Source organism: Flavimobilis rhizosphaerae (assembly GCF_014852685.1).
Classification (GTDB): Bacteria; Actinomycetota; Actinomycetes; order Actinomycetales; family Cellulomonadaceae; genus Flavimobilis; species Flavimobilis rhizosphaerae.
Genome location: NZ_JACZDF010000003.1, coordinates 26,449 through 46,500, shown reverse-complemented (window position 1 = coordinate 46,500; position 20,052 = coordinate 26,449). Strand labels below are relative to the sequence as shown.

The 20,052-nt window shown below is 71.9% G+C and carries 16 protein-coding genes, 1 tRNA gene and 2 pseudogenes; 9 read left to right on the top strand and 10 right to left on the bottom strand.

The annotated features are described in order from the left end of the window. Nucleotides 1–76 precede the first annotated feature (76 nt). Entirely contained in the window at nucleotides 77–3,385 is a 3,309-nt protein-coding gene (locus tag IGS67_RS06520) for a sigma-70 family RNA polymerase sigma factor (RefSeq protein WP_210767131.1), read from the top strand. A 106-nt stretch (nucleotides 3,386–3,491) separates the two neighbouring features. On the opposite strand, the gene upp is transcribed toward IGS67_RS06520, so the two are convergent. Continuing rightward, a complete protein-coding gene (upp, locus tag IGS67_RS06515) occupies nucleotides 3,492–4,130 on the bottom strand; it encodes a uracil phosphoribosyltransferase (RefSeq protein WP_192278986.1) in 639 nt (212 codons plus the stop codon). Between the two features lie 124 nt (nucleotides 4,131–4,254). Here upp and IGS67_RS06510 point away from each other — a divergent pair, with 124 nt between their 5' ends. Next, on the top strand, nucleotides 4,255–4,686 hold the full coding sequence (locus IGS67_RS06510; RefSeq protein WP_192279628.1) for a nucleoside deaminase: 432 nt from the start codon (nucleotides 4,255–4,257) through the stop codon (nucleotides 4,684–4,686). Nucleotides 4,687–4,901: 215 nt separating this feature from the next. Here IGS67_RS06510 and IGS67_RS06505 read toward each other — a convergent pair whose 3' ends face one another. Further along, on the bottom strand, nucleotides 4,902–5,729 hold the full coding sequence (locus IGS67_RS06505; protein ID WP_192278985.1) for a tyrosine-protein phosphatase: 828 nt from the start codon (nucleotides 5,727–5,729) through the stop codon (nucleotides 4,902–4,904). Beyond that, the gene (locus IGS67_RS06500) at nucleotides 5,726–6,613 is read right to left on the bottom strand and encodes an NAD-dependent protein deacetylase (protein ID WP_328741851.1); all 888 of its coding nucleotides are present in this window, start codon (nucleotides 6,611–6,613) and stop codon (nucleotides 5,726–5,728) included. Before IGS67_RS06500 ends, IGS67_RS06505 begins: the two co-directional genes overlap by 4 nt. 140 nt (nucleotides 6,614–6,753) lie before the next feature. On the opposite strand from IGS67_RS06500, the gene IGS67_RS06495 reads away from it, so the two are divergent. From IGS67_RS06495 to IGS67_RS06485, 3 genes are all read left to right on the top strand, one after another. Continuing rightward, nucleotides 6,754–8,307 (top strand): peptide MFS transporter, encoded by a 1,554-nt coding sequence (locus tag IGS67_RS06495; RefSeq protein WP_192278984.1) that lies wholly within the window; start codon nucleotides 6,754–6,756, stop codon nucleotides 8,305–8,307. A 53-nt stretch (nucleotides 8,308–8,360) separates the two neighbouring features. After that, nucleotides 8,361–8,449, top strand: a tRNA-Ser gene (locus tag IGS67_RS06490). A 174-nt stretch (nucleotides 8,450–8,623) separates the two neighbouring features. Continuing rightward, nucleotides 8,624–9,751 carry a DUF4190 domain-containing protein gene (locus IGS67_RS06485; RefSeq protein WP_192278983.1) on the top strand — a complete coding sequence of 376 codons (1,128 nt, stop codon included), beginning with the start codon at nucleotides 8,624–8,626 and terminating at the stop codon, nucleotides 9,749–9,751. 48 nt (nucleotides 9,752–9,799) lie between these two features. Here IGS67_RS06485 and IGS67_RS06480 read toward each other — a convergent pair whose 3' ends face one another. Continuing rightward, the gene (locus IGS67_RS06480) at nucleotides 9,800–11,128 is read right to left on the bottom strand and encodes a hypothetical protein (RefSeq protein WP_192278982.1); all 1,329 of its coding nucleotides are present in this window, start codon (nucleotides 11,126–11,128) and stop codon (nucleotides 9,800–9,802) included. A gap of 107 nt (nucleotides 11,129–11,235) precedes the next feature. Continuing rightward, nucleotides 11,236–11,838 carry a CueP family metal-binding protein gene (locus IGS67_RS14140; RefSeq protein ID WP_192278980.1) on the bottom strand — a complete coding sequence of 201 codons (603 nt, stop codon included), beginning with the start codon at nucleotides 11,836–11,838 and terminating at the stop codon, nucleotides 11,236–11,238. Between the two features lie 130 nt (nucleotides 11,839–11,968). Here IGS67_RS14140 and IGS67_RS14325 point away from each other — a divergent pair, with 130 nt between their 5' ends. From IGS67_RS14325 to IGS67_RS06460, 3 genes are all read left to right on the top strand, one after another. After that, nucleotides 11,969–13,636 (top strand): glycoside hydrolase family 13 protein, encoded by a 1,668-nt coding sequence (locus IGS67_RS14325; RefSeq protein WP_192278978.1) that lies wholly within the window; start codon nucleotides 11,969–11,971, stop codon nucleotides 13,634–13,636. Nucleotides 13,637–13,811: 175 nt separating this feature from the next. Continuing rightward, a complete protein-coding gene (locus IGS67_RS06465) occupies nucleotides 13,812–14,612 on the top strand; it encodes a tetratricopeptide repeat protein (RefSeq protein ID WP_192278976.1) in 801 nt (266 codons plus the stop codon). Nucleotides 14,613–14,791: 179 nt separating this feature from the next. Continuing rightward, on the top strand, nucleotides 14,792–16,102 hold the full coding sequence (locus IGS67_RS06460; protein ID WP_192278974.1) for a uracil-xanthine permease family protein: 1,311 nt from the start codon (nucleotides 14,792–14,794) through the stop codon (nucleotides 16,100–16,102). Between the two features lie 97 nt (nucleotides 16,103–16,199). Here IGS67_RS06460 and IGS67_RS06455 read toward each other — a convergent pair whose 3' ends face one another. The 4 genes and pseudogenes from IGS67_RS06455 to IGS67_RS06440 form a co-directional block, all read right to left on the bottom strand. Next, nucleotides 16,200–16,805 (bottom strand): GNAT family N-acetyltransferase, encoded by a 606-nt coding sequence (locus IGS67_RS06455; RefSeq protein WP_328741846.1) that lies wholly within the window; start codon nucleotides 16,803–16,805, stop codon nucleotides 16,200–16,202. A 1-nt stretch (nucleotide 16,806) separates the two neighbouring features. Further along, nucleotides 16,807–17,532, bottom strand: coding sequence for a LytR C-terminal domain-containing protein (locus tag IGS67_RS06450; protein WP_192278973.1), 726 nt, complete (start codon nucleotides 17,530–17,532; stop codon nucleotides 16,807–16,809). 134 nt (nucleotides 17,533–17,666) lie between these two features. Next, nucleotides 17,667–17,957 (bottom strand): annotated as a pseudogene (locus tag IGS67_RS06445) (type II toxin-antitoxin system VapB family antitoxin); the annotation flags it as partial. A 267-nt stretch (nucleotides 17,958–18,224) separates the two neighbouring features. After that, nucleotides 18,225–18,842 carry a copper resistance CopC family protein gene (locus IGS67_RS06440; protein ID WP_192278972.1) on the bottom strand — a complete coding sequence of 206 codons (618 nt, stop codon included), beginning with the start codon at nucleotides 18,840–18,842 and terminating at the stop codon, nucleotides 18,225–18,227. Nucleotides 18,843–19,124: 282 nt separating this feature from the next. Here IGS67_RS06440 and IGS67_RS06435 point away from each other — a divergent pair, with 282 nt between their 5' ends. Next, entirely contained in the window at nucleotides 19,125–19,328 is a 204-nt protein-coding gene (locus IGS67_RS06435) for a hypothetical protein (protein WP_192278971.1), read from the top strand. A gap of 387 nt (nucleotides 19,329–19,715) precedes the next feature. Here the strand turns inward: IGS67_RS06435 and IGS67_RS06430 are convergent. Next, nucleotides 19,716–19,958 (bottom strand): annotated as a pseudogene (locus IGS67_RS06430) (transposase); the annotation flags it as partial. Nucleotides 19,959–20,052 lie beyond the last annotated feature (94 nt).

The window sequence follows — 20,052 nt, the reverse complement described above, 5'->3', positions numbered from 1 at the left end:
GAGGGGGCAGGTTCGCGGTCATGACGCGAAACCCGTAGCCTGTTTTTGCGTGGCAGAACCGTCAGGGGGTGGTGCCGTGAGCGAGGACGTCGCTGTCGAGGACCACGTCCAGTCAGACGCCGAGCTCATCACGGCTGTGCGCAGGGGCGACACTGCCGCTTTTGGTGTGCTCTTCGCGCGGCACTCGGCGGCTGCGACGGCGGTCGCGCGTCGGTATCTGCCGGAGGCGGATGCGGATGACGCGGTGGCGGGCGCGTTCGAGAAGGTGCTCGGCGTGCTGAACGCGGGCAAAGGCCCGGACGTCGCGTTCCGTGCGTACCTCTTCACGGTCGTGCGTCGACGCGCCGTCGAGAAGCTTGAGCGGGGGAGGCGCACGGCGCCGACGGACGACGACCACGTCTTCGAGTCGGCGGTGGGACCGCTCGCGTCGTCGGAGGATCCGGCGCTCAAGGGCTTCGAGGACCGGACGGTCGCGCGCGCGTTCCAGGCGCTCCCCGAGCGGTGGCGGTCGGTCCTCTGGTACACGGACATCGAGGGTTTGGCGCCGGCGGAGGTCGCTCCTGCGCTCGGCATGACGCCGAACGCGGTGTCGGCTCTCGCGTACCGCGCGCGTGAGGGGTTGCGGCAGGCGTACCTGCAGGCGCACCTCGCGGACGTCGAGGCGGACGACGCGTGCGTGCGCGCGAACGCGCAGCTCGGTGCGCACGTGCGTGGTGGGTTGTCGCGTCGTGAGGCGACGCGTGTCGAGGGGCACCTCGAGGACTGTGGGCGATGCCGGGCGGTCGCGCTCGAGCTCGGTGACCTTGCGGCGGGCATGCGGGCGACGGTCGCGCCGCTCGTCGTCGGGCTGCTGGGCCTTGCGGCGCTCGGTGGGCTGCCGCTCGTCGTCGCGGGTGCGGGCGCGTCGGCGGCTGGCGACGCTGGCGGGCCGGGCCGTGACGGGTCGGGCCCGTCGACGGGCTCGGCCGTGGTCGGTGCGGGGGCTGGGGTCGCTTTCGTGGGGGGCCCGGGCGGCGCCGCTGGTGCGGTCGTGGCGGGTGGTGCGGCGGCTGTGCGCGTCGGCACGCGGTGGCTCGTGGCTGCGGGTGCGGGGGTTGCGGCGATGCTGGTCGTTGGGGGCCTTGCGCTCGGAGCGGGGTGGTTCGGCGACGATGCGCCGACACCGGCGGTGCCGCCGGCGGCGGCGCCGACAGTGCCGGTCGCGCCGTCGGCGCCGCTCGCCGGGCCGACGCCCGACGTGAGCCCGGCCCCTGAGGTGAGCCCGACGCCGCCCATGACGGACGAGCCGACCGATGCCGCGACGGGTGCACCGTCTGACGGTCCGACGACTCGGCCGACGGCTGGGCCGACCGACGCTCCGACGACGGGGCCGACCGCTCGTCCGACGGCTGAGCCGACGTCGCGTCCGACCGCCGAGCCGACGTCGCGTCCGACCGCCGAGCCGACGTCGCGTCCGACCGCCGAGCCGACGTCGCGTCCGACCGCCGAGCCGACGTCGCGTCCGACGACCGAGCCGACCGACGCTCCAACGACCGAGCCGACCGACGCTCCGACGACCCCCGATCCGCCGCGCGCGCAGCCGCCCGTCGTGACGGTCGGGGCGAGCACCGTGCTCGTCGCTGGTGGCACCGGCGTCCTCGATGTCGCGATCGAGCGGCCTGCGGTGCTCACTGAGAGGCTGACGGCGCGCTTCACCCTTCCGCTCGGCGCGACCTGGGCCGAGAACGCCTTCGCTGCAGTCGGGAGTTCTGCGTCGGACTGGACGTGCGTGGTGGACGAGCCACGTTCCGCGACCTGCATGCTCGAGCCTGGACCGCCGGCTGCTGCCGCTGCGCGGATCCCGCTCACCGCCGCCGCGATCCGGACCATCGGGCTGGCGGCCGCGCAGCCGGGCCCGACCGTCATCGACGTCCTCCAGCTCGCTGTTCATCTCGATGCCGGTGTCGCGGAGCCGGGAGACCTCCAGGTCGAGGCGGCTTCGGGCGACGGAGAGCCGAGGCCGACGTCGATGCCGCTCGGTGCAGCGCTCGCGGTGAAGCTCGACGCGAACGCGCTGGGCGCCGACGGCGGCACGCTCGTGCTGAGCCCGTCCCTGGCCGAGGGCAGGATGACGCTCGACGTCACCAACGCGGGCCGCGCGCTCGACGCTGCGGTCATCGAGCTTGTCGTGCCCGAGATCCTCGCGATCTCGGGCGACGGCTGCATCGGCGGTATCTGGGCGGGCGGGACGACGCGACTCCGGTGCACGCTCGGCACTCTCGCCGCGGGCGCGACCCGCATGCTCGCGCTCGAGGTCGTGGCGCTCCCCGACGCGCCGCTCACGCTCACGACGCTCCCGGCGACGCTCACCGCGACCGTCGGGGCGACGTCGCACGTCGTCGACGCGGACCTCGACGTCCAGGTCGACACCGAGCGCGCCCAGCTGCGTGCCCGCTTCGAGGGGCAGTACAGGGCCTACGAGATCGGCGCGCCGACGATCCACTGCGCGACGAACGACCGGACGTGCCTCGGCCAGGCCGCGGGGAACGCCAACAACGACACCGTCAACGGTCGCGTCGTCCTCGACGGGGTGAACGGCCGGCCGCTCTCGACGTCGACGCTCACGCTGCCCGAGGGAGCGCGTGTCGTCGGTGCGTACCTCACGTGGGGGGCGTCGTACGGTAATGCCAAGGTGGCTGCGGTCGTTCCTGGGGATGCGGTGTCGCGAGCGACCGGCACGCTCATCGGCCCCGACGGTGTCCCCGAGCGCGTCGTCGGTAGGTCGTGGCTCGCGTCCGAGGTTGTGGGGGCGCAGGATCCGCTGGGCAAGAGGGACTACTTCCAGTCGACGGTGGACGTCACAGCTCTCGTGCGTGCGGCGGGCGCGGGCGGCTGGTCCTTCGTCCCCGCCGTCCCGCCGGGGACGGACAATGCTCTCTTCGGCGGCTGGAGCCTTACCGTCGTCGTCGAGGAGCCCGGTGCTCCGGTGTCCGACGTGCGCGTCTACGACGCGCTCGACCTCGTCTCGGGCACTGGCGCGATGGATGTCGGCTTCGCGGCGGACGTCGCGTCGGACGTGCGCCTCGGTGCGACGGTATGGGAGGGGGACCGCGGGCTCCCAGGGGACTCCGTGAAGCACGACGGTGTGGCGCTGACTCCGCTCGGCGGACTTGCATTGCCGAGCAACGCCTTCGACTCGACGGCGACCGGCTTCGCGCCGGTCGAGGTGAACGGTGCGGTCAACAGCTTCGGGGTCGACGTCCGCGGGTTCGGAGCCACGGCCGTCGCGGCGGGTACGAGCACGCTGACGTTTGGCACGAAGGGGGACTCCTATGCCCTCGCGTCCTTCTCGCTCACGCTCACGCCTCACCTCGTCGAGCCTCACGGTCCGCTCGCGCCCCGCTGACGCACACGTCGAGACGGGCCGCCGCCCGCGCGCACACCCTGCGGCCCAGAACGGCGACGCCCCTCGCACCGGCGGGTGCGAGGGGCGTCGTCGACGGTGCGGGACGTCAGTCGACGATGCCGTAGAGGCGGTCACCGGCGTCGCCGAGGCCCGGGTAGATGTAGGCCTTGTCGGTGAGGTGGGAGTCGACGGCAGCGACGACGACGGACACGTCGGCACGGCCGCCGACGGCCTCCTTGAGGACCTCGATGCCCTCGGGTGCGGCGAGCAGGCAGACGGCGGTGACGTCGCGTGCGCCGCGCTCGAGCACATAGTTGATCGCGGCGACGAGCGTCGCGCCGGTCGCGAGCATCGGGTCGAGGAGGAACACCTGGCGGCCGGTGAGGTCGTCGGGCAGGCGGTTCGCGTACGTGATGGCCTCGAGCGTCGTCTCGTCGCGCTGCATGCCGAGGAAGCCGACCTCGGCCGTCGGCAGCAGGCGCGTCATGCCGTCGAGCATGCCGAGGCCTGCGCGGAGAATGGGGATGACGATGGGCTGCGGGTCGGCGATCTTCGTGCCGGTCGTCGGGGCGACGGGCGTCGTGATGGGGACCTCGATCGTGCGCACCTCGCGCGTCGCCTCGTAGGCGAGCAGCGTGACGAGCTCGTCGACCAGGAGCCGGAAGGTGGGGGAGGCGGTCCGCTCGTCGCGGAGGACGGAGAGCTTGTGGGCCACCAGCGGGTGGTCGGCTACGTGCAGGCGCATGTGGCAACGTTACCGCCCGACCGTGGCGTGCACAGGGGCCGCAGGTCCGCTGAGGCGGATCTCACGCACGCTCGTGCCTGGCTAGGGTGGATGCGTGCACGACGACGGGCGGTGGGACGACGCGATGGGGCTTGCGCTCGACGAGGCGCGGGCCGCTCTGGCGACGGGTGACGTGCCCGTCGGTGCCGTCGTGCTCGACGCTCACGGCGCGGTCATCGGCCGTGGCCGCAACGAGCGGGAGGCGAGCGGCGACCCGACCGCGCACGCGGAGGTGCTCGCGCTGCGCGAGGCCGCGCGGGCACGCGGGGAGTGGCGCCTCGAGGGCTGCACGCTCGTCGTGACGCTCGAGCCGTGCGTCATGTGTGCGGGGGCGATTGTCGCGGCGCGCGTGCCGCGGCTCGTGCTGGGCGCGTGGGACCCGAAGGTCGGGGCGACGGGCTCGGCGTGGGACCTCGTGCGCGATCCGCGCCAGAACCATTTCGTCGAGGTCCGCCCGGGCGTGCGCCGCGCGGAGTGCGAGCGCCTCCTCACGGACTTCTTCACGGCCCGCCGCTGACGCCCCGCCGCTGACGCCCCGCCGCTGACGCGCCCCGGCCCGACCCGTAGACCCGCCCGACTCGCAGACCCGCCCGACCCGTAGACCCGCCCGAGGAATCCGCGCGTCTGGCTATTGGGAGTAGCCAAAAGCGCGGATTCTTGCGGCGCAGAAGTGCGCGGCGGGGGCGCGGCAGGTGTGGCAGCGGGAGGGGGTGGGTCAGGTGAGGAGGCGGGTCAGGTGAGGAGGCGGCGTTCGAGTCGTGCGAGCTCGTCGTCGCTCATGCCGTGCGCGCGCAGGTACGGGCGCGTCGCCTCCCGCGACCCGTCCTCAACGGTGTCGAGGAACTCCTCGAGCACCTCGGCAGGGCTCGTGACGAGCACCTCCGTGTACGACTCGGCGTCGTCGCCGACGAAGCGGCGGAGCAGCTCGAGCTTCGCGTCGAGCCACGGCCCGCGCAGCCGCGCCTCGGTCTCGGCATAGTTCGCGACGACGTCGTCCCGCGCGACACCGACGGCCCGCAGCGCGAGCGCGACCGTGAGCCCCGTGCGGTCCTTGCCCGCGGTGCAGTGGACGAGCACGCCGCCCGCCGCGGAACCGTCGGCCGCGGACCTGCGGACAGCGGCCGCAGCAGCTGCGGTCCCGGGAACGTCGCCCCCGGCCGTGCCGACCGCCCCGGCCGCACCGGGTGACGCGACGAACCGCACCGCCTCCGTGAGCGTCCTGCCGCAGTCGGCGGCCATGCTCACGTACATCGCGCGCAGCGACGTGCCGACCGTCGCGAAGGAGCGCGCCGAGCCCGTGAAGATCGGCAGGCTGCGAACGTCGAATCCGGCGGCGGCGAAGGGCGTCGGCTGGTGGGACGCCTCCTCGACGTCGCGTAGGTCGAGGACGTGGCGCACGCCCGCGGCCCGCAGCGCGTCGAGCGCGGCGTCGTCGAGAGGGCCGGGGGCGTCGGAGCGCAGCAGTATGCCGGGCCGGACGGTCGAGGTCCCGGCGGTGAGCCCGCCGACGTCGCGGAGGTTGGCGAAGCCGAGGACGGTCGAGAGGTCGAGGGCGCTCATGCCGTGATCCTCCCACCGACGGAGGCACGCGTCGTGGGTCGCGCCGGCACCGGCAGCAGCAGCGGCAGGAGCCCGACGAGGGTTTCGCTCGTGCCTGCGTCGAGACGGAGTGTCGCGTGCTCGTCGCCGCGCGTCGCGCCGCGGTTGACGATCGCGACGGGCGTCCCGTGCCGGGCGGCGTGGCGGACGAACCTCAGTCCGGAGTGCACGGTGAGCGAGGACCCCGCGACGAGGAGGACGTCGGCGTCGTCGACGAGCGCGAACGCGCGCTCGACGCGCTCGCGCGGCACCTGCTCACCGAAGTAGACGATGTCGGGCTTGAGCACGCCGCCGCACGTGTCGCACGGGGCGACGACGAACCCGGCGGTCGACTCGATGACGGCGTCGGCGTCGGGCGCGATCTCGATGTCCCCGACGGGGCCGTGGGACTCGCGGAAGCCGGGGTTGAGGGCTGTGAGGCGAGCATCGAGCGTTTCACGTGGAACGACGGTGCCGCAGGTCAGGCACGTGACGCGGTCGAAGGACCCGTGGAGGTCGACGACGGTGCGCGTCCCGGCGCGCTGGTGGAGCGTGTCGACGTTCTGCGTGACGACGCCCGTGACACGACCGGCCGCCTCGAGGGCCGTGAGCGCGCGGTGGCCGTCGTTGGGGCGCGTCGCGGCCATGTGCTTCCACCCGACGTGGTTCCGCGCCCAGTAGTGCCGCCGGAACCCTTCGGAGCTGATGAACTGCTCGTACGTCATGGGGTTGCGTGGCGTCGACCCGGGCCCGCGGTAGTCGGGGATGCCCGAGTCCGTCGAGAGCCCGGCGCCAGTGAGGACGAGCGTGCGCGCACCGCGCATGAGCGCGGCGAGGTCGTCGAGGGTGGAGGGGGAAGCAGGCACGTCCTCACGCTACGGCGAAGGGTCGGCGGGTGCAGTGATCCAGGGCGCACGCTCCGGAGTGCCGTGACCAACGCCTCGTCCGAAGAGGGCGTAACGTCCTCCGTACGGGCGCGTGCGGCGTGCGAGCCTGCGAGAGGCCCATGACCAGCACAGAGGGAGGCCGCACCATGGCGACGACCGCCGGAACGAGGTCCGACACGCGATTCTTCGGGCACCCGCTCGGCCTCATGACGCTCTTCGGCACCGAGCTCTGGGAGCGGTTCAGCTACTACGGGATGCGCGCCATCCTGCTGTACTTCATCACCGACACCCTCGCCAACGGCGGTCTGGGTCTCGACCGCTCGACGGGCGTCGCGATCACGTCGATCTACGGGGCGAGCGTCTACCTGCTCTCCGTCGTCGGCGGCTGGCTCGCCGACCGCGTCATCGGCGCCCGCCGCGCGACGCTCTACGGCGGGCTCGTCATCGCGCTCGGCCACGTGCTGCTCGCCCTGCCGGGCGGTGCAGGCCCCGCGTTCGCGGGCATCGTCTCGGTCGCGATCGGCACCGGTCTGCTCAAGCCCAACGTGTCGAGCATGGTCGGCGAGCTCTACGACCGTGACGACACGCGCCGCGACGGCGGCTTCGCGATCTTCTACATGGGCATCAACATCGGCTCGTTCTTCTCGCCGATCATCGTCGGTGCCGTCCGTGGTGCGGCCGGCTACCACGCGGGATTCCTCGTCGCCGCGATCGGCATGGCGCTCGCCCTCGTCTTCTTCGTCCTCGGCCGCAAGGCCCTGCACGGCGCGGGCGACACGGTGGAGAACCCCCTCACGGCCGACGAGCGCCCGGGCCTGGTCCGTGCTGGCCTGCTCATCGCGGCGATGGTCGTCGTCGCGGTCGCGCTCTCGGCCGTCGTCCAGAGCGTGCGCGCCGGCGGCGCGGCGTTCGGGGCGAGCGGCGTCGTCGACGCGATCTCCTACCTCGCGTTCGCGGCTCCCATCGGGTACTTCCTCGTCATGCTGCGCTCGCCCAAGGTGACACGGCCCGAGCGGTCGCGCGTCCTCGCCTACATCCCCCTCTTCGTCGCGGCGATGCTCTTCTGGATGATCAACGAGCAGGCGGCGAGCTCGCTCGCGGCGTTCGCGTCGGACCGCACCGTCCTGACGTTCCTGGGTTTCACGATCCAGCCGGAGTTCTTCCAGTCGGTCAACCCCGCGATCATCATCATCGGTGCGCCCGTCATGGCGGGCGTGTGGATGCGGCTCGGTGACAGGGGCCCGACGGTCGCGCACAAGTTCGGCATCGGGCTCGCGCTCGCGGCGTCGTCGTTCGTGCTGCTCTCGCTGCTCACCGCGTCGTTCGGCGACGCGAAGGTGCCCGCGTGGGTGCTCGTCCTCACGTATGCGGTGCAGACGGTCGGTGAGCTGTTCCTCTCGCCTGTCGGGCTCGCGGCGACGACGTTGCTCGCGCCGCGAGCGTTCCGCTCGCAGGCGATGGCGCTGTGGTTCCTCGCGCCTGCGGCGGGCCAGGCGATCACCGCGCAGCTCGTCTCGGCGACGGAGAATCTCGCGGAGTCGTACGTGCCGTACTTCGGGACCATCGGCGGTGTGACGCTCGGCCTCGCGGCCCTGTTCTTCCTCGTCGCGCCGTGGATCCAGCGGCGCATCGTCGAGGGCGAGGAGGACGCGCCCGCGCCGGCCGAGCACTGATCCGGCGCTCGATTTCGGATTCGGGCCGTCGTGCTTGTATTCTCGTCGGGCTAGGTAGCGTGTCCGAGCGGCCGAAGGTGCAGCACTCGAAATGCTGTGTGGTTCATAGCCACCGTGGGTTCAAATCCCACCGCTACCGCCAGCGAGACGAAGCCCCCCACGGTTCACCGTGGGGGGCTTCGTGCTTCCCTCTCGACACCGGCCGGCCGGTACGCTGTCTGGCGTCACCCTAGGTGACACGCACCTCAGGGCGGTGCGCTCTTCGGCGTGTGCGGGGCATGAACCGGCATCCGCGTCAGGGAACGGGGACGGAACGATGGAGCAGATGGTGGAGACGCACCGGGGCCAGGATGCGCCGGCGCAGACCGACCGGGACTGGATGGCGATCGTCGCCCTCGTCACGGGGATTGTCGGTGTGGGGCCTCTTGCCCTCGTGCTCGGCGTGTTGGGGGTGCGTGCGGCGAACCAGGGGCGAAATAGGTATCGAGGGATGGCTGTCGCGGGGGTGGTGCTTGGCGCGGTCTGGACTCTGGCCGGGATCGTTGCGACTGCGGCGCTCGTGGCTACCGTGCTGGGTGCACAGAAGATCGTCGCGGATGCGCTCGGCGATCGCGTGACACCCCCTGCATCCTCCGGTGTGCCCGCACCAGGGGCGACGATTGATCCGACGAAGTTGCGGCTCGTGCCGATAGAACCGCCGGATCGCGCGCTCCTCGACCCGGCTGCGGCCTTCCTTCGCACCCGGGTCGGGGCTGGCGCGACAGTGAATGTCCAGGGCGACGAGATCGTCGTCGACTTCGGTGACGACACCCCGGGTACCGCGGAGAGGGCACTGCTCACGACTGCGGGAGCTGTCCAGTTCAGACCGGTGCTCGGGATCGACATGCCCGCACCGACAGGCGGAGGTCCAGGTCTTCCGGCCGGGCAGAAGGCGGCACAGGCAGAGTCCTTGTGGGAGGGCGACGGTAACTTCTACCTTGTCGAGGAGCTTCTGCAAGAGTTCGCCTCGCTCGACTGTGTGGCCCCGGTGCGTGGCCCGCAGCCCGCGGCCGACGAGGCCGTCGCAGTCTGCGCGGCGGATGGGACAGCCAAGTACATTCTCGGACCGATGGCGTTAGGTCATCCCGACAAGGGTGGCGTGCGGTCTGCGGCCGTGAACGACAGCGCTGTGACCATCACGTTCGACACGGAAGGTATGCGGCGGTTCGACGACCTGTCGACGCGGCTTGCTGCGCAGAGCAGTGCGGTATTCGCCGGGGCATCCGAGCCGTGGGAGCACGGGATGCTTGCGATCGTTGTGGACGACGTCGTCGTGTCCGCGGCTACGGTCGCGACGCCGATCGCAGACGGCCGGGTCGAACTCTCGGACCCCGACCTGGCGCTGGCAGGGGCGCTTGTCTATGGATCGGAGGCCCTCCGTTTCAAGCTCGAGGCCTCGTCCTAGGTGACGACTGAGCCCGCCGCCCGGCGGGTGGTGCGAACGTCCCGCGCCTCAGCCGCCGTTCGAGATCTTGAAGCGGTAGCCGTCCGTGAACGTGTTGCCGGAGTGGGTGACGGTCGTGCTCTGCGGGCTGAGGATCGCGCAGTGCGGGTGCCGGGTCGCGGTGCCGAACGTGTTGTCGCGGAACGTCATGCCCTGGAGCGGGCCGTGGCTCTTCTCGGCGAGGTTGACGGTGCACGCGCCGCCGTCCATGTAGTTGTCCTTGACGAGCATGTCGGAGACCTTGCCGCGGTCCTGGGTCACCATGATCGCGGCGTTCGTCGTGTCGATCATGACGTTGTTGACGAACCTGAGGTTCGTGCCGATCGACACCTGGATGTTGTCGTCGTGCGTCGGGCCGCCGCTGTAGTTCGGGTCCTGCTCGTAGAAGAGGTTGCCGTGCAGGAGCGAGTTCTTGATCGTCACGTTGTCGCCGATGATCGAGACCTGGTCGACGACCCTGTGGATGCGCACGCGGTCGAGCGTGAAGTTCCAGCCGACGATGCCCTTGATGTACGGCGAGAGCGTGTCGGACGCGAGCGTCGTGTCGCGGATGACGAGGTTGCTCGACCCGTTCGACGCCTGGACGAGGTGCATGTTCTGCGCGCCGATGTCACGTCCGCGGACGATCGAGTTCTTGATGACGACGTTGTCGGCGTGGACGCGGATGAACCCGCGGACGTCGAGCCCGTCGATGACCGTGCCGTCCTTGGTGATCGTGAGGTCGCCCTTGTGGACGTCGAGCTTGGTGCCGTGGGGGAGGCCGGCGCTGTTCTCGTCGGGGCGGGAGCTCGTCGACGGGTTGGTCGGGTCCGGCGCGGGGGCGGTGGTCGGCGACGGTTCGGGTGCCGTGGTGGGCCGGGGGCTCTCCGTGGGCTTCCGTGTCGGCTCGGGGGCCTGCGTCGGCTCGGGCGCCGAGGTCGTCGGGCCCTGCGTGGGGTCCGTCGTCGGGCCGGGCTCGGACGGGCCGGGCCCGGGCGTGGTGACGGGGCCGGGGGTCTGCGGGGTGGTCGTCGGGGCTCCGGGCGCGGCGTTCGACGGGTCCGAGCCGGCCGACGGCGTGCCGTCCGCGTCCGTGGGCGTTGCGCCGGGAGTCGTCGTGAGGTCGTCGAACGGAGTGGGGAACGCACCGACGGGGTCGCGCAGCGTCGCCCGCGAGACCGGGGACGACGTGTCGCGAACGTACCCTTCCGATGCGGGTGCGGGCCCGAAGAAGTCTGCGGGCAGCGGCTCGGCCGTCATCCGGCCGATGACGGTCATCCCGACCGGCGCGGTGATGGCGAGCGCGGCTGCGGCGAGCGACGACACGAGCAGGACGTGGCGCGGGCGAGGGCGATGCATGCCAACGATGGTGTGCCCCCGAGGGGCGATCTGTCCCCCGGAGCGCCGGGATCGTCCCGGATGGTGGACCGCCGGGGGTGCCCGCACCCCCTCACGGGCGGGCGTCGTTAGGCGACCCGGAGCGTCGTCACGCAGGTCGGGTCGTCGGCGCCCGTGCCGAGGTTGACGCGGCCGGTGCGGCCGTCGTCGGTCGTCACGGTGAGGATGCCGGTCGTCCCGCGGGGCAGCCAGGTGCCGACGAACCCGTTGGCGCCGGTGCGGGTCTCGGCGGTGTGGACGACGGTGCCGTCCTCGTCCGTGACGGTGACGGTGACGGGGGTGTCGACGAGCTCGCCCTGGCAGGTCGTGAGGGAGTGGTAGAAGCACTCGTGGGTCTGCTCGGCGAAGGGTGCGACGGAGACGTAGAAGAGGTCGGCGGGCAGGGGCAGGGTGGCCTCACCGGCGTCGGTCGTGAGGAGCAGGTGGTCGGTGCGGACGCTCGCCATGAGCTCGCTGGGGCGGTCGTCGCCGCCGAGCTTCTCGAGGTGGTCGACGAGCTCGCGGCCGTCGCGGCCGGTGAGGTTGAACGGTGCGAGCAGTGCTGCGGCGTCGATGGCGGCAGGTGCGGTCGACGGCGCGGTGGGGGCGGCGTCGGGCCCGGGGGTGCAGGCGCTGAGCGCAAGGGCTGCGGCGAGGGCGGGTGCTGCGGTGAGCAGGTGGCGGCGTCGCACGTGCGGTCTCCTTCGGTGGGGATTCGAGGCTCTAAGGTACCCCGCCGGGGTATTGCGCGCGGGAGGGGCGAAGGTCCCGTCGGATCTGACACGCGAGCAACGTTGCAGCAAGCATGCATAGGCTGGGTGCGTGACCCCGCAGAGCGCCCAGCCCACGCCCGCCGCACCGCAGCCCTGGTGGCGAGAGGCCGTCTTCTACCAGGTGTACCCGCGGTCCTTCGGGGACACGACGGGCGACGGCACCGGCGACCTCGCCGGCATCACGGCCCGCCTCGACCACGTCGCCTCGCTCGGTGTCGACGCCCTGTGGCTCTCGCCCTTCTACCCGTCGCCGCAGGTCGACGCAGGCTACGACGTCGCCGACTACTGCGACGTCGACCCCATGTTCGGCACGCTCGACGACCTCGACACGCTCGTCGCGGCCGCGCACGCGCGTGGCCTGCGCGTAACGATCGACCTCGTCCCGAACCACTGCTCCGACCAGCACCCCTGGTTCCAGGCTGCGCTCGCGGCCGGCCGCGGCAGCGCCGAGCGCGAGCTCTTCCACTTCGTCGAGGGCCGCGGCGAGCACGGCGAGCTGCCGCCCAACAACTGGCGGTCCGCGTTCGGCGGACCGTCGTGGACGCGCGTCACGGAGCCTGACGGCACCCCGGGCCAGTGGTACTACCACCTCTTCGCGCCCGAGCAGCCCGACTTCGACTGGGGCCGCCCCGAGGTCCTCGCCGAGTTCGAGCGTATCCTGCGCTTCTGGCTCGACCGCGGCATCGACGGCTTCCGCATCGACGTGTCCGACGCGCTCATCAAGGACACGGCCTGGGAGGACACGCCTGACGGCAACCCGCTCATCCCCAAGGACGACGCGAGCGGTGTCCACGAGATCTACCGGGCGTTCCGCGCCGTCATGGACTCCTACGACGGCGACCGGATGGCGGTCATCGAGACGGGGGCGCCCGACGACGTCGTCGCGCTCTTCCTCCGGCCCGACGAGATGCACCTCGCGTTCAACTTCCGCTTCGTCAAGGCGGGTTGGGACGCGGCCGCGATCCGCGCGGCGGTCGACGAGTCGCTCGCGGCGTACGGCGCGGTGGGCGCGCCGACGACGTGGGTGACGGACAACCACGACACGACGCGCTCGGTGACGCGCTACGGCGCGGACGTGCGGCTCGAGGGCGAGTACGTGCCGGGCTCGACGGCCGAGCTCCCGCTCGACGACGCCGCGCTCGCTCGCGGCACACGCCGCGCTCGCGCCATGGCGGTGCTCCTGCTCGGGCTGCCGGGCGCGGCCTACGTGTACGCGGGGCAGGAGCTCGGGCTCCCGGAGGTCGTCGACCTCCCTGCCGAGGTCCTCCAGGACCCGATCGTCGCGCGCTCGGGCGGCACGTCGCGCGGGCGCGACGGCTGCCGCGTTCCGCTGCCGTGGGCGGGCTCGCGGCCGCCGTTCGGCTTCGCGCCCGACGGCACGACGACGTGGCTGCCGCAGCCGGAGGACTGGGCGCCGCTCACGGCAGAGTCCCAGGCCGACGACGACGCCTCGATGCTCGCGCTCTACCGGGCGCTCGGCGCGCTCCGGCGTGCCGAGCCCGCGCTGCGGGGCGGTGACGTCGAGTGGCTCGAGCAGACGGCGACGCGCCTCGTGCTGCGCCGGACCCCGGCCGCGGGCGTCGGGGGCCGTGCGCTCACGCTCGTCGTCAACCTTGGTGAGGAGGCGGCACCGCTGCCCGACGGTGAGCTGCTCCTCGCGACCGCGCCGCTCGTCGGGGGGATGCTCGCGGGCGAGTCTGCGGGTGTCCTCGCCTGACCGCGGGCGGTCGGACGGGTGAGGGTGCTCGGCGACGGGTGACCCACCCCTGTACCGGTTGCTGACCCCTGTGCGCGTTGCCAGACTTCTGAGTGCACGACCCCTGTCCGCTCTGCGCCAGGGAAGGCGGTGCGCCCGGAACGATCCGGTCGCCCTCACACCGAGGAGCCCTGCGATGGCCGCAGACACGACGACGCACTCGCACCCGACGACGACGTCGGAGCCGCGCGACGCAGCGGAGGACATCCGCGTCGCCCTGCATCGGCTGAGCTCGTCGGCGCCCGAGGAGTTCTTCAACATCGCCAACGACCTGCGCGCGCTCGGCTGCGACGACGCGGCCGTGCCGTTCTACGAGAAGGCCATCGAGGCGGGTGTCCCCGAGGCCACGTACAACCTTGCGCTGCTCCACCACGAGCGTGGCCGCACCGAGACCGCGCGGTCCGGGTTCGTCGCGGCCTCGGAGGCGGGTGACGCCAAGGGGGCGTTCATGGCGGCGCAGATCTTCGAGGCCTGCGGTGACGACGACCGTGCGGCGCTCCACTACGCGCGGGCGCTCGAGCTCCCGGAGACCCCTGTGCGGCTTGCGCGCGTCCTGCGTCGCATCGGCCTCGCGCAGGAGGCCGACGACATCGTCGCCGAGTCCGCAGCCATGAGCTGGGAGTCCGCGGTCGAGCACGCGCTGCGCGACGCGACCCCGGTGGCCGAGGGGCTCACGCACCTCGACCACCACTGGTCGCGCGGCGAGACGCGCGTCGCTGTGACGCTTGCGCTGCTCCTCGAGGAGGACGGCCGGGCCGACGACGCCGAGGCGGTGCTCCTCGTCGCCGCCGAGGCCGGTGACGTCCAGGCGCTCACGAACCTCGGCACGCACTGGCGTGACAACGGCGACCTCGAGGCCGCCCGTCGTGCATGGGTCGACGCGGCGTTGCGCGGTGACGCGCTCGCCCAGCGGCTCCTCGAGCAGCACCCCGCGTGACACGCCCCGCCTGACGCGGCCGCCTGAAGCGCACAGCCAACCTGCATTACCGCGGGTTCGCGTCGCGAGCGCGCCGCGAGACCGTCCTCTCGCCAGGTGGGACGAGGAGTAGGATGCTCCGCGGCGCGGCGCCCCTGCGCGCGCTCCCTCCTCGCACCAGACTCCTGATGGGAACCCACATGGCTCTGTGGACCGTGCACGGTGACGGCAAGACCGTCCGACCCGGGGAGGCCGTCGCCCCCCTCGAACGACTCTCCTGGCCGCGGACGATCGGCATGGGCATGCAGCACGTCGTCGCCATGTCCGGCGCGACGCTGCTCGTCCCCGCGATCACCGGGTTCCCGGCGACCGCGACGCTGTTCTTCAGCGCGATCGGCACGTTCATCTTCCTGCTCGTCAACCAGAACCGGCTCCCCAGCTACCTGGGCTCGAGCTTCGCGTTCCTCGCGCCCATCGGTGCGGCCGCGACGATGGGCGACGCCTCGGGCGGCATCCTCTTCGCCGGCGCGTGCCTCGTCGTCGTCGGCGCGCTCGGCCATTTCGCGGGCGTCGGCTGGATCGACAAGCTCATGCCGCCGGCCGTCAACGGCACGATCGTCGCGCTCATCGGCCTCAACCTTGCGCCTCAGGCATGGCTCAAGTTCGAGGGCCACGAGGTCACGGGCTTCGTGACGATCCTCACCGTCGCGGTCGTCTCCGTGCTCTTCAAGGGCATCCTCGGTCGCCTGTCGATCCTCGTCGGGATCGTCGTCGGTTACGTCGTCGCCGCGATCCGCGGCGAGATCAACTTCGGCTCGAAGGCCATCAGGGACGCGGACCTCTTCGGTCTGCCCGACTTCCACACGCCGACGTTCACCGACCCGGGCCTGCTCATCATGTTCGTGCCCGTCGTCCTCGTCCTCGTCGCCGAGAACATCGGCCACGTGAAGTCCGTCGCCGCGATGACCGGGGAGAACCTCGACGACCGCGTCGGACGCTCCCTGGTCGCCGACGGTGTCTCGACGATGCTCGCGGGCGTCGGCGGCGGCTCGGGCACGACGACGTACGCCGAGAACATCGGCGTCATGGCAGCGACCCGTGTCTACTCGACGGCCGTCTACTGGGTCGCTGGCTCGACCGCGCTCCTCCTCGCGTTCTCCCCGAAGGTCGGTGCGATCATCCAGGCGATGCCCGCGGGCGTCCTCGGCGGCGCCGGCACGATCCTCTACGGCATGATCGGCCTGCTCGGCGCCCGCATCTGGGTGCAGAACAAGGTGAACTTCTCCGACCCCGTCGTGCTGACGTCCGCGGCCGTCGCGCTCATCATGGGCATCGGCAACTACACGTTCAAGATCGGCCCGATCACGATCGAGGGCATCGCGACCGGCACGATCGCGGCGCTCGTGCTCTACCACGGCATGCGCGCGATCGCCGTGTGGCGCGGAACGACGGCCGAGCCGGCGAGCCCGAGCTCGGTCCCGGACACGGCGGTCGGCAACCCAGACGCGTAAGTCCTGGCCCCCACCCGTCCCAAGATTCCGCGCAGATGGCTGCTCGCAGTAGCCATCCGCGCGGATTCTTGCGTCTGGGGGCGGGCCGGCGGGGGGGCTAGAGGTCGATGCCGTAGAGCCAGTCCGTGTCCGGCAGCGCGAGCCGGAAGCCCAGGTGCTCGTAGAAGCCCACCGCCTGCGTGTTCGACGTGTCGACTCCCAGGTGGAGCGCCGTGACGCCCCGCGCACGCAGCGCGTCGAACAGGGTCTCGAGCAGGCGACGACCGTTGCCACCACCCTGCCCCTCGGGGAGCAGGTCGACGTGGAGGTGCGCGGGATACCGGTCGAGGACCGCCTCCGGCATCGACCCCGGCGTGTGGATGAGCGCCACGAGCTTCTCGTCGGCCGACCCCGGCTCCGCGGAACCGAGCGGGAACCGCTCGCGGAGCGCAGGCCACCACTCGCGTTCGCACCGCGCCGCGAACTCGCGCGTGTCGGCCGCCCCGACGACGTAGCCGACCGCCCGGTCGTCGTCGTCCGCGAGCACGAACGCGAGCCCAGGCTCGAGCGCGAGGTACGCGCCCAGGTACACCTCGGGGAGCAGCAGCGGGTTCGCGTAGAGGTCGGTCGCGTCGCCGCCCGCCGCACCCGTGCGCACACACACGTCGTAGAGCCGCGCGACCTCGGTAGCGTCCGTCGTCCGTGCGGGCCTGATCGTCGTCACGTCACTTCTCCGTCGTCGCCTTGTCGGAGGACTCGGCGTCCTTCGCCGCCTTCTCCTCCTCCTTCGCGTCCTTCGCGGCCTTCTCAGCGGCCTTCTTCTTCGCCTCGTCGAAGCGCGCGGGCGCAGGCTGCGGCGTGATCTGCCCGGCCTCGACGCAGCCCTCGACGGACGTCAACGGAACCTTCGAGTCGAGCTGAACCTCGTCTTCGGGCGTGACGACCGTGAACTCGGCGCCGATCGTCACGTCGACCGACTTGCCAGGGCGGTCGTCGAGCACGAGCCGTGCCCCCGGGAACCGCGCGAGCACCGTGTACGCCTGGACGAGGCCCGACGGCCCCGACGTCACGAGCGTCTGACGAGGCAGGCGCGCGTCGTTGCCCGTGCCCTCGATCGCGAAACCACGGTCGGCGAGCTCCTCGGCGACCGTCACCGCGAGGGCCGCCCGCTTGGTGCCGTTGAGCACCGTGACCTTGATCTTCGCGCGACCGGCCGGCATCTTGTCCGCAGGGACGCACGGCTGGTCCCACGTCACCGGGGTCCCCTCGGGCTCCTTCGAGACGAAGTCCGAGGACCCGGGCAGCGAGAAGTTGCCCGTGTACGCCGCGACGCCCGTGAGGCCGGCGACCGCGAGCGCCGCGATGAGCACACCGAAGATCACGGTCTGACGCTCGTGCTCGCGGCGACGGCGCAGGGCGCGGGCCTGCTCGGGGGTGAAGCGTGCGTTCACAGGGCGGTCCTCGGCGGTGTCGTGGAGTCGTCATCAGCAGGAAGAGCGGGAGTCGCAGGCGACGGCACGGGCGCGGGACCCGTCGTGCCGTCGCTCGACGTGGCAGCCGGCGTCACGGGCGCGGCGTCGTCCGCGACGACGAGGACGCGCGCGTGCAGCACCGCACGCTGCTGAAGTGCGGCACGCACCGCGCGGTGCAGCCCGTCCTCGAGGTACATGACGCCCTTGTGCTGGACGACGTGCGCGAAGAGGTCGCCGTAGAACGTCGAGTCGTCCGAGAGCAGCGAGTCGAGGCTCAGTGTCTTCTTCGTCGTCACGAGCTCGTCGAGCCGCACCTGACGCGGCGGCACCGCCGACCAGTCCTTGGGCGTGACGAGGCCGTGGTCGGGGTACGGACGGCCCTCGCCGACGCCACGGAAGATCACGCCAGCGAGTCTAGGGCGCGCGTCGTCCCCGGACCCGGCAAGCCCGCCGTCCTGCGCACGACCTTCACCGGCCGCAGCCTGGGCACGGCGCACGTAGACCTCACGGACGCTCGTCCGACGGATCGGGCCTGCGGTCATGGGTGCACCTCCGGGGTGGGGTCGTGGGCGGGCTCGGGGCGACGGCGGGTGGGACGTTGCGCTGGTGGGTGCGTGCCGCGCGTGCCGCGCGTGCCGCGCGTGCCGCGCGTCTCGCGCGGCGAGAACGCGTCAGCGCGTGCGCGCCTTGCGGACGACGAGGATGACGGCCGTGACGACGGCGAGCACCATGGCGACGGCGCCGCCGACGACGAGCAGGTTCGAGCCGTCCTCGGGCGCGGGCGTCGGAGCGGCCGTCGTGGACGGGGCGGGAGTCGTCGGTGCTTCGGACGTCGGAGCGTCCGTCGTCGGCGCCTCGCTCGTCGGCGCCTCGCTCGTCGGCGCCGCCGACGTCTCCGCGGGAGCTGTCGACGGCGCCGCAGCCGTGACCGTGAACGTGCTCGTGCCGTCGACCGGGTGACCGTCCTCGGACGTCACACGCCACACAAGCGTGTACTCGCCCGGGCCCGCGTTCGTGATCGCCTGGACGACGTCCTTCTCACCGACGACGCTCGCGCCGTCGGACGCCTTCGTCCCGTCCGGGCCCGTGACCTCGAGCACCGAACCGACCGCGAGGATCGGGGCGCTGTAGTCGAGACGCACCTCCGCCGGTACGGCGTCGAGCGTCGCGCCGTCGGCGGGCGTCGGGACCGGGGGCGGGTTGTGCGCGGATGCCGGGGAGGCGAGAACGGGCGAGAGCGCGAGCAGGACGGCCGCGAGCACGCAGGAACCACGAAGGACGGAACGCATGGCCCCATGGTCCCATCATTCGGCGCGTCGTGACTCGGCCCTGGGTAGGACATCCACTACCCGTCGCTCCCGACGCACCCGGCGTGCTCCCTCCCCGCGACGTGGAGGTGCTGAGCACCGTTCGATGGCGCTGGGGGCCTACGAGTCGCGGGGTGCGGTGCCTCAGAACGCACCCACGCGCGGCTTGCGGGATCTGAACCCGCCGCGGCCGACGGTCACGCACCGCGACGACGCGCCGCCCACCGGGCTGGCGCGACCGCACGACGCCACGGAGGAAGCACAGTGATCCGCATCGGGATCGTCGAGGACGACGACGCGAGCGCCGCCCTCCTGCGCGACCACCTGCGCAGGTACGAGCAGGACCATGACGAGAAGTTCCACGAGACGGTCATGCTGCGACGTCTCGACCAGCAGCTGCGCGTCAACCAGCTCATGCTCGACCACGTCCGCACCGTGAAGGTGCCGAACCGGCGTCTGCGCAGGTAGCTCCTTCACTACGTCGGCATCATCTGCGGCGTCTCCTCGGCGCTCCTCGTCCGCGAGGGCACGCGAGGGTCGCTCGCTGAGCGCGACCGGCTCTGGAGCGAGCTGCGTGCTGCGGACCCGTGGTTGTACCGGCGGATGCGCTGGTCCGCGTTCGGTCAGATCACCAATCTCCCTGGGCCTGTCGGCAGACGTGCGACGGTCATGGCGTACCGCGTCGCCCAGCGGGCGATCGGTTTCAGCTGACGGGCTGCGCCCCTCGTCTCGTAGGTCTCCAGCACCGTTCGATGGTGCGGGAGGCCTACGAGTCGTTTCTCTTTGGCGACTTGTAGGTGCTGGGCACTGTTCGATGGTGCTGGGGACCTACGAGTCGGGGGCGCTGGGCTTCGGTCAAGTCCCTGGAAGTGGTGTAGCGGTTCCCTCCGTCAGGCGGTGAGGGCCGAGTGGCTCGGGCACCTCCTCGATGCCGGTGTCGGGCACGGAGGTCAGGCGGCAGCGCGCCAGGACTTCGAGCCCGAGGTAACGGCGTCCTTCGGCCCACTCATCGCTCTGCTCGGCGAGCACCGCCCCGACCAATCGGAGGATGGCATCACGGTGGGGGAAGATCCCAACCGCGTCGGTGCGCCGCCGGAGGCAGGTCCGTCTGGGGCGGTTGACCCCGATCGAGTTCGAGACCATCCTGACCACTCAGGTCGCACTCGCAGCCTGAACCTGACTGTCACCTATC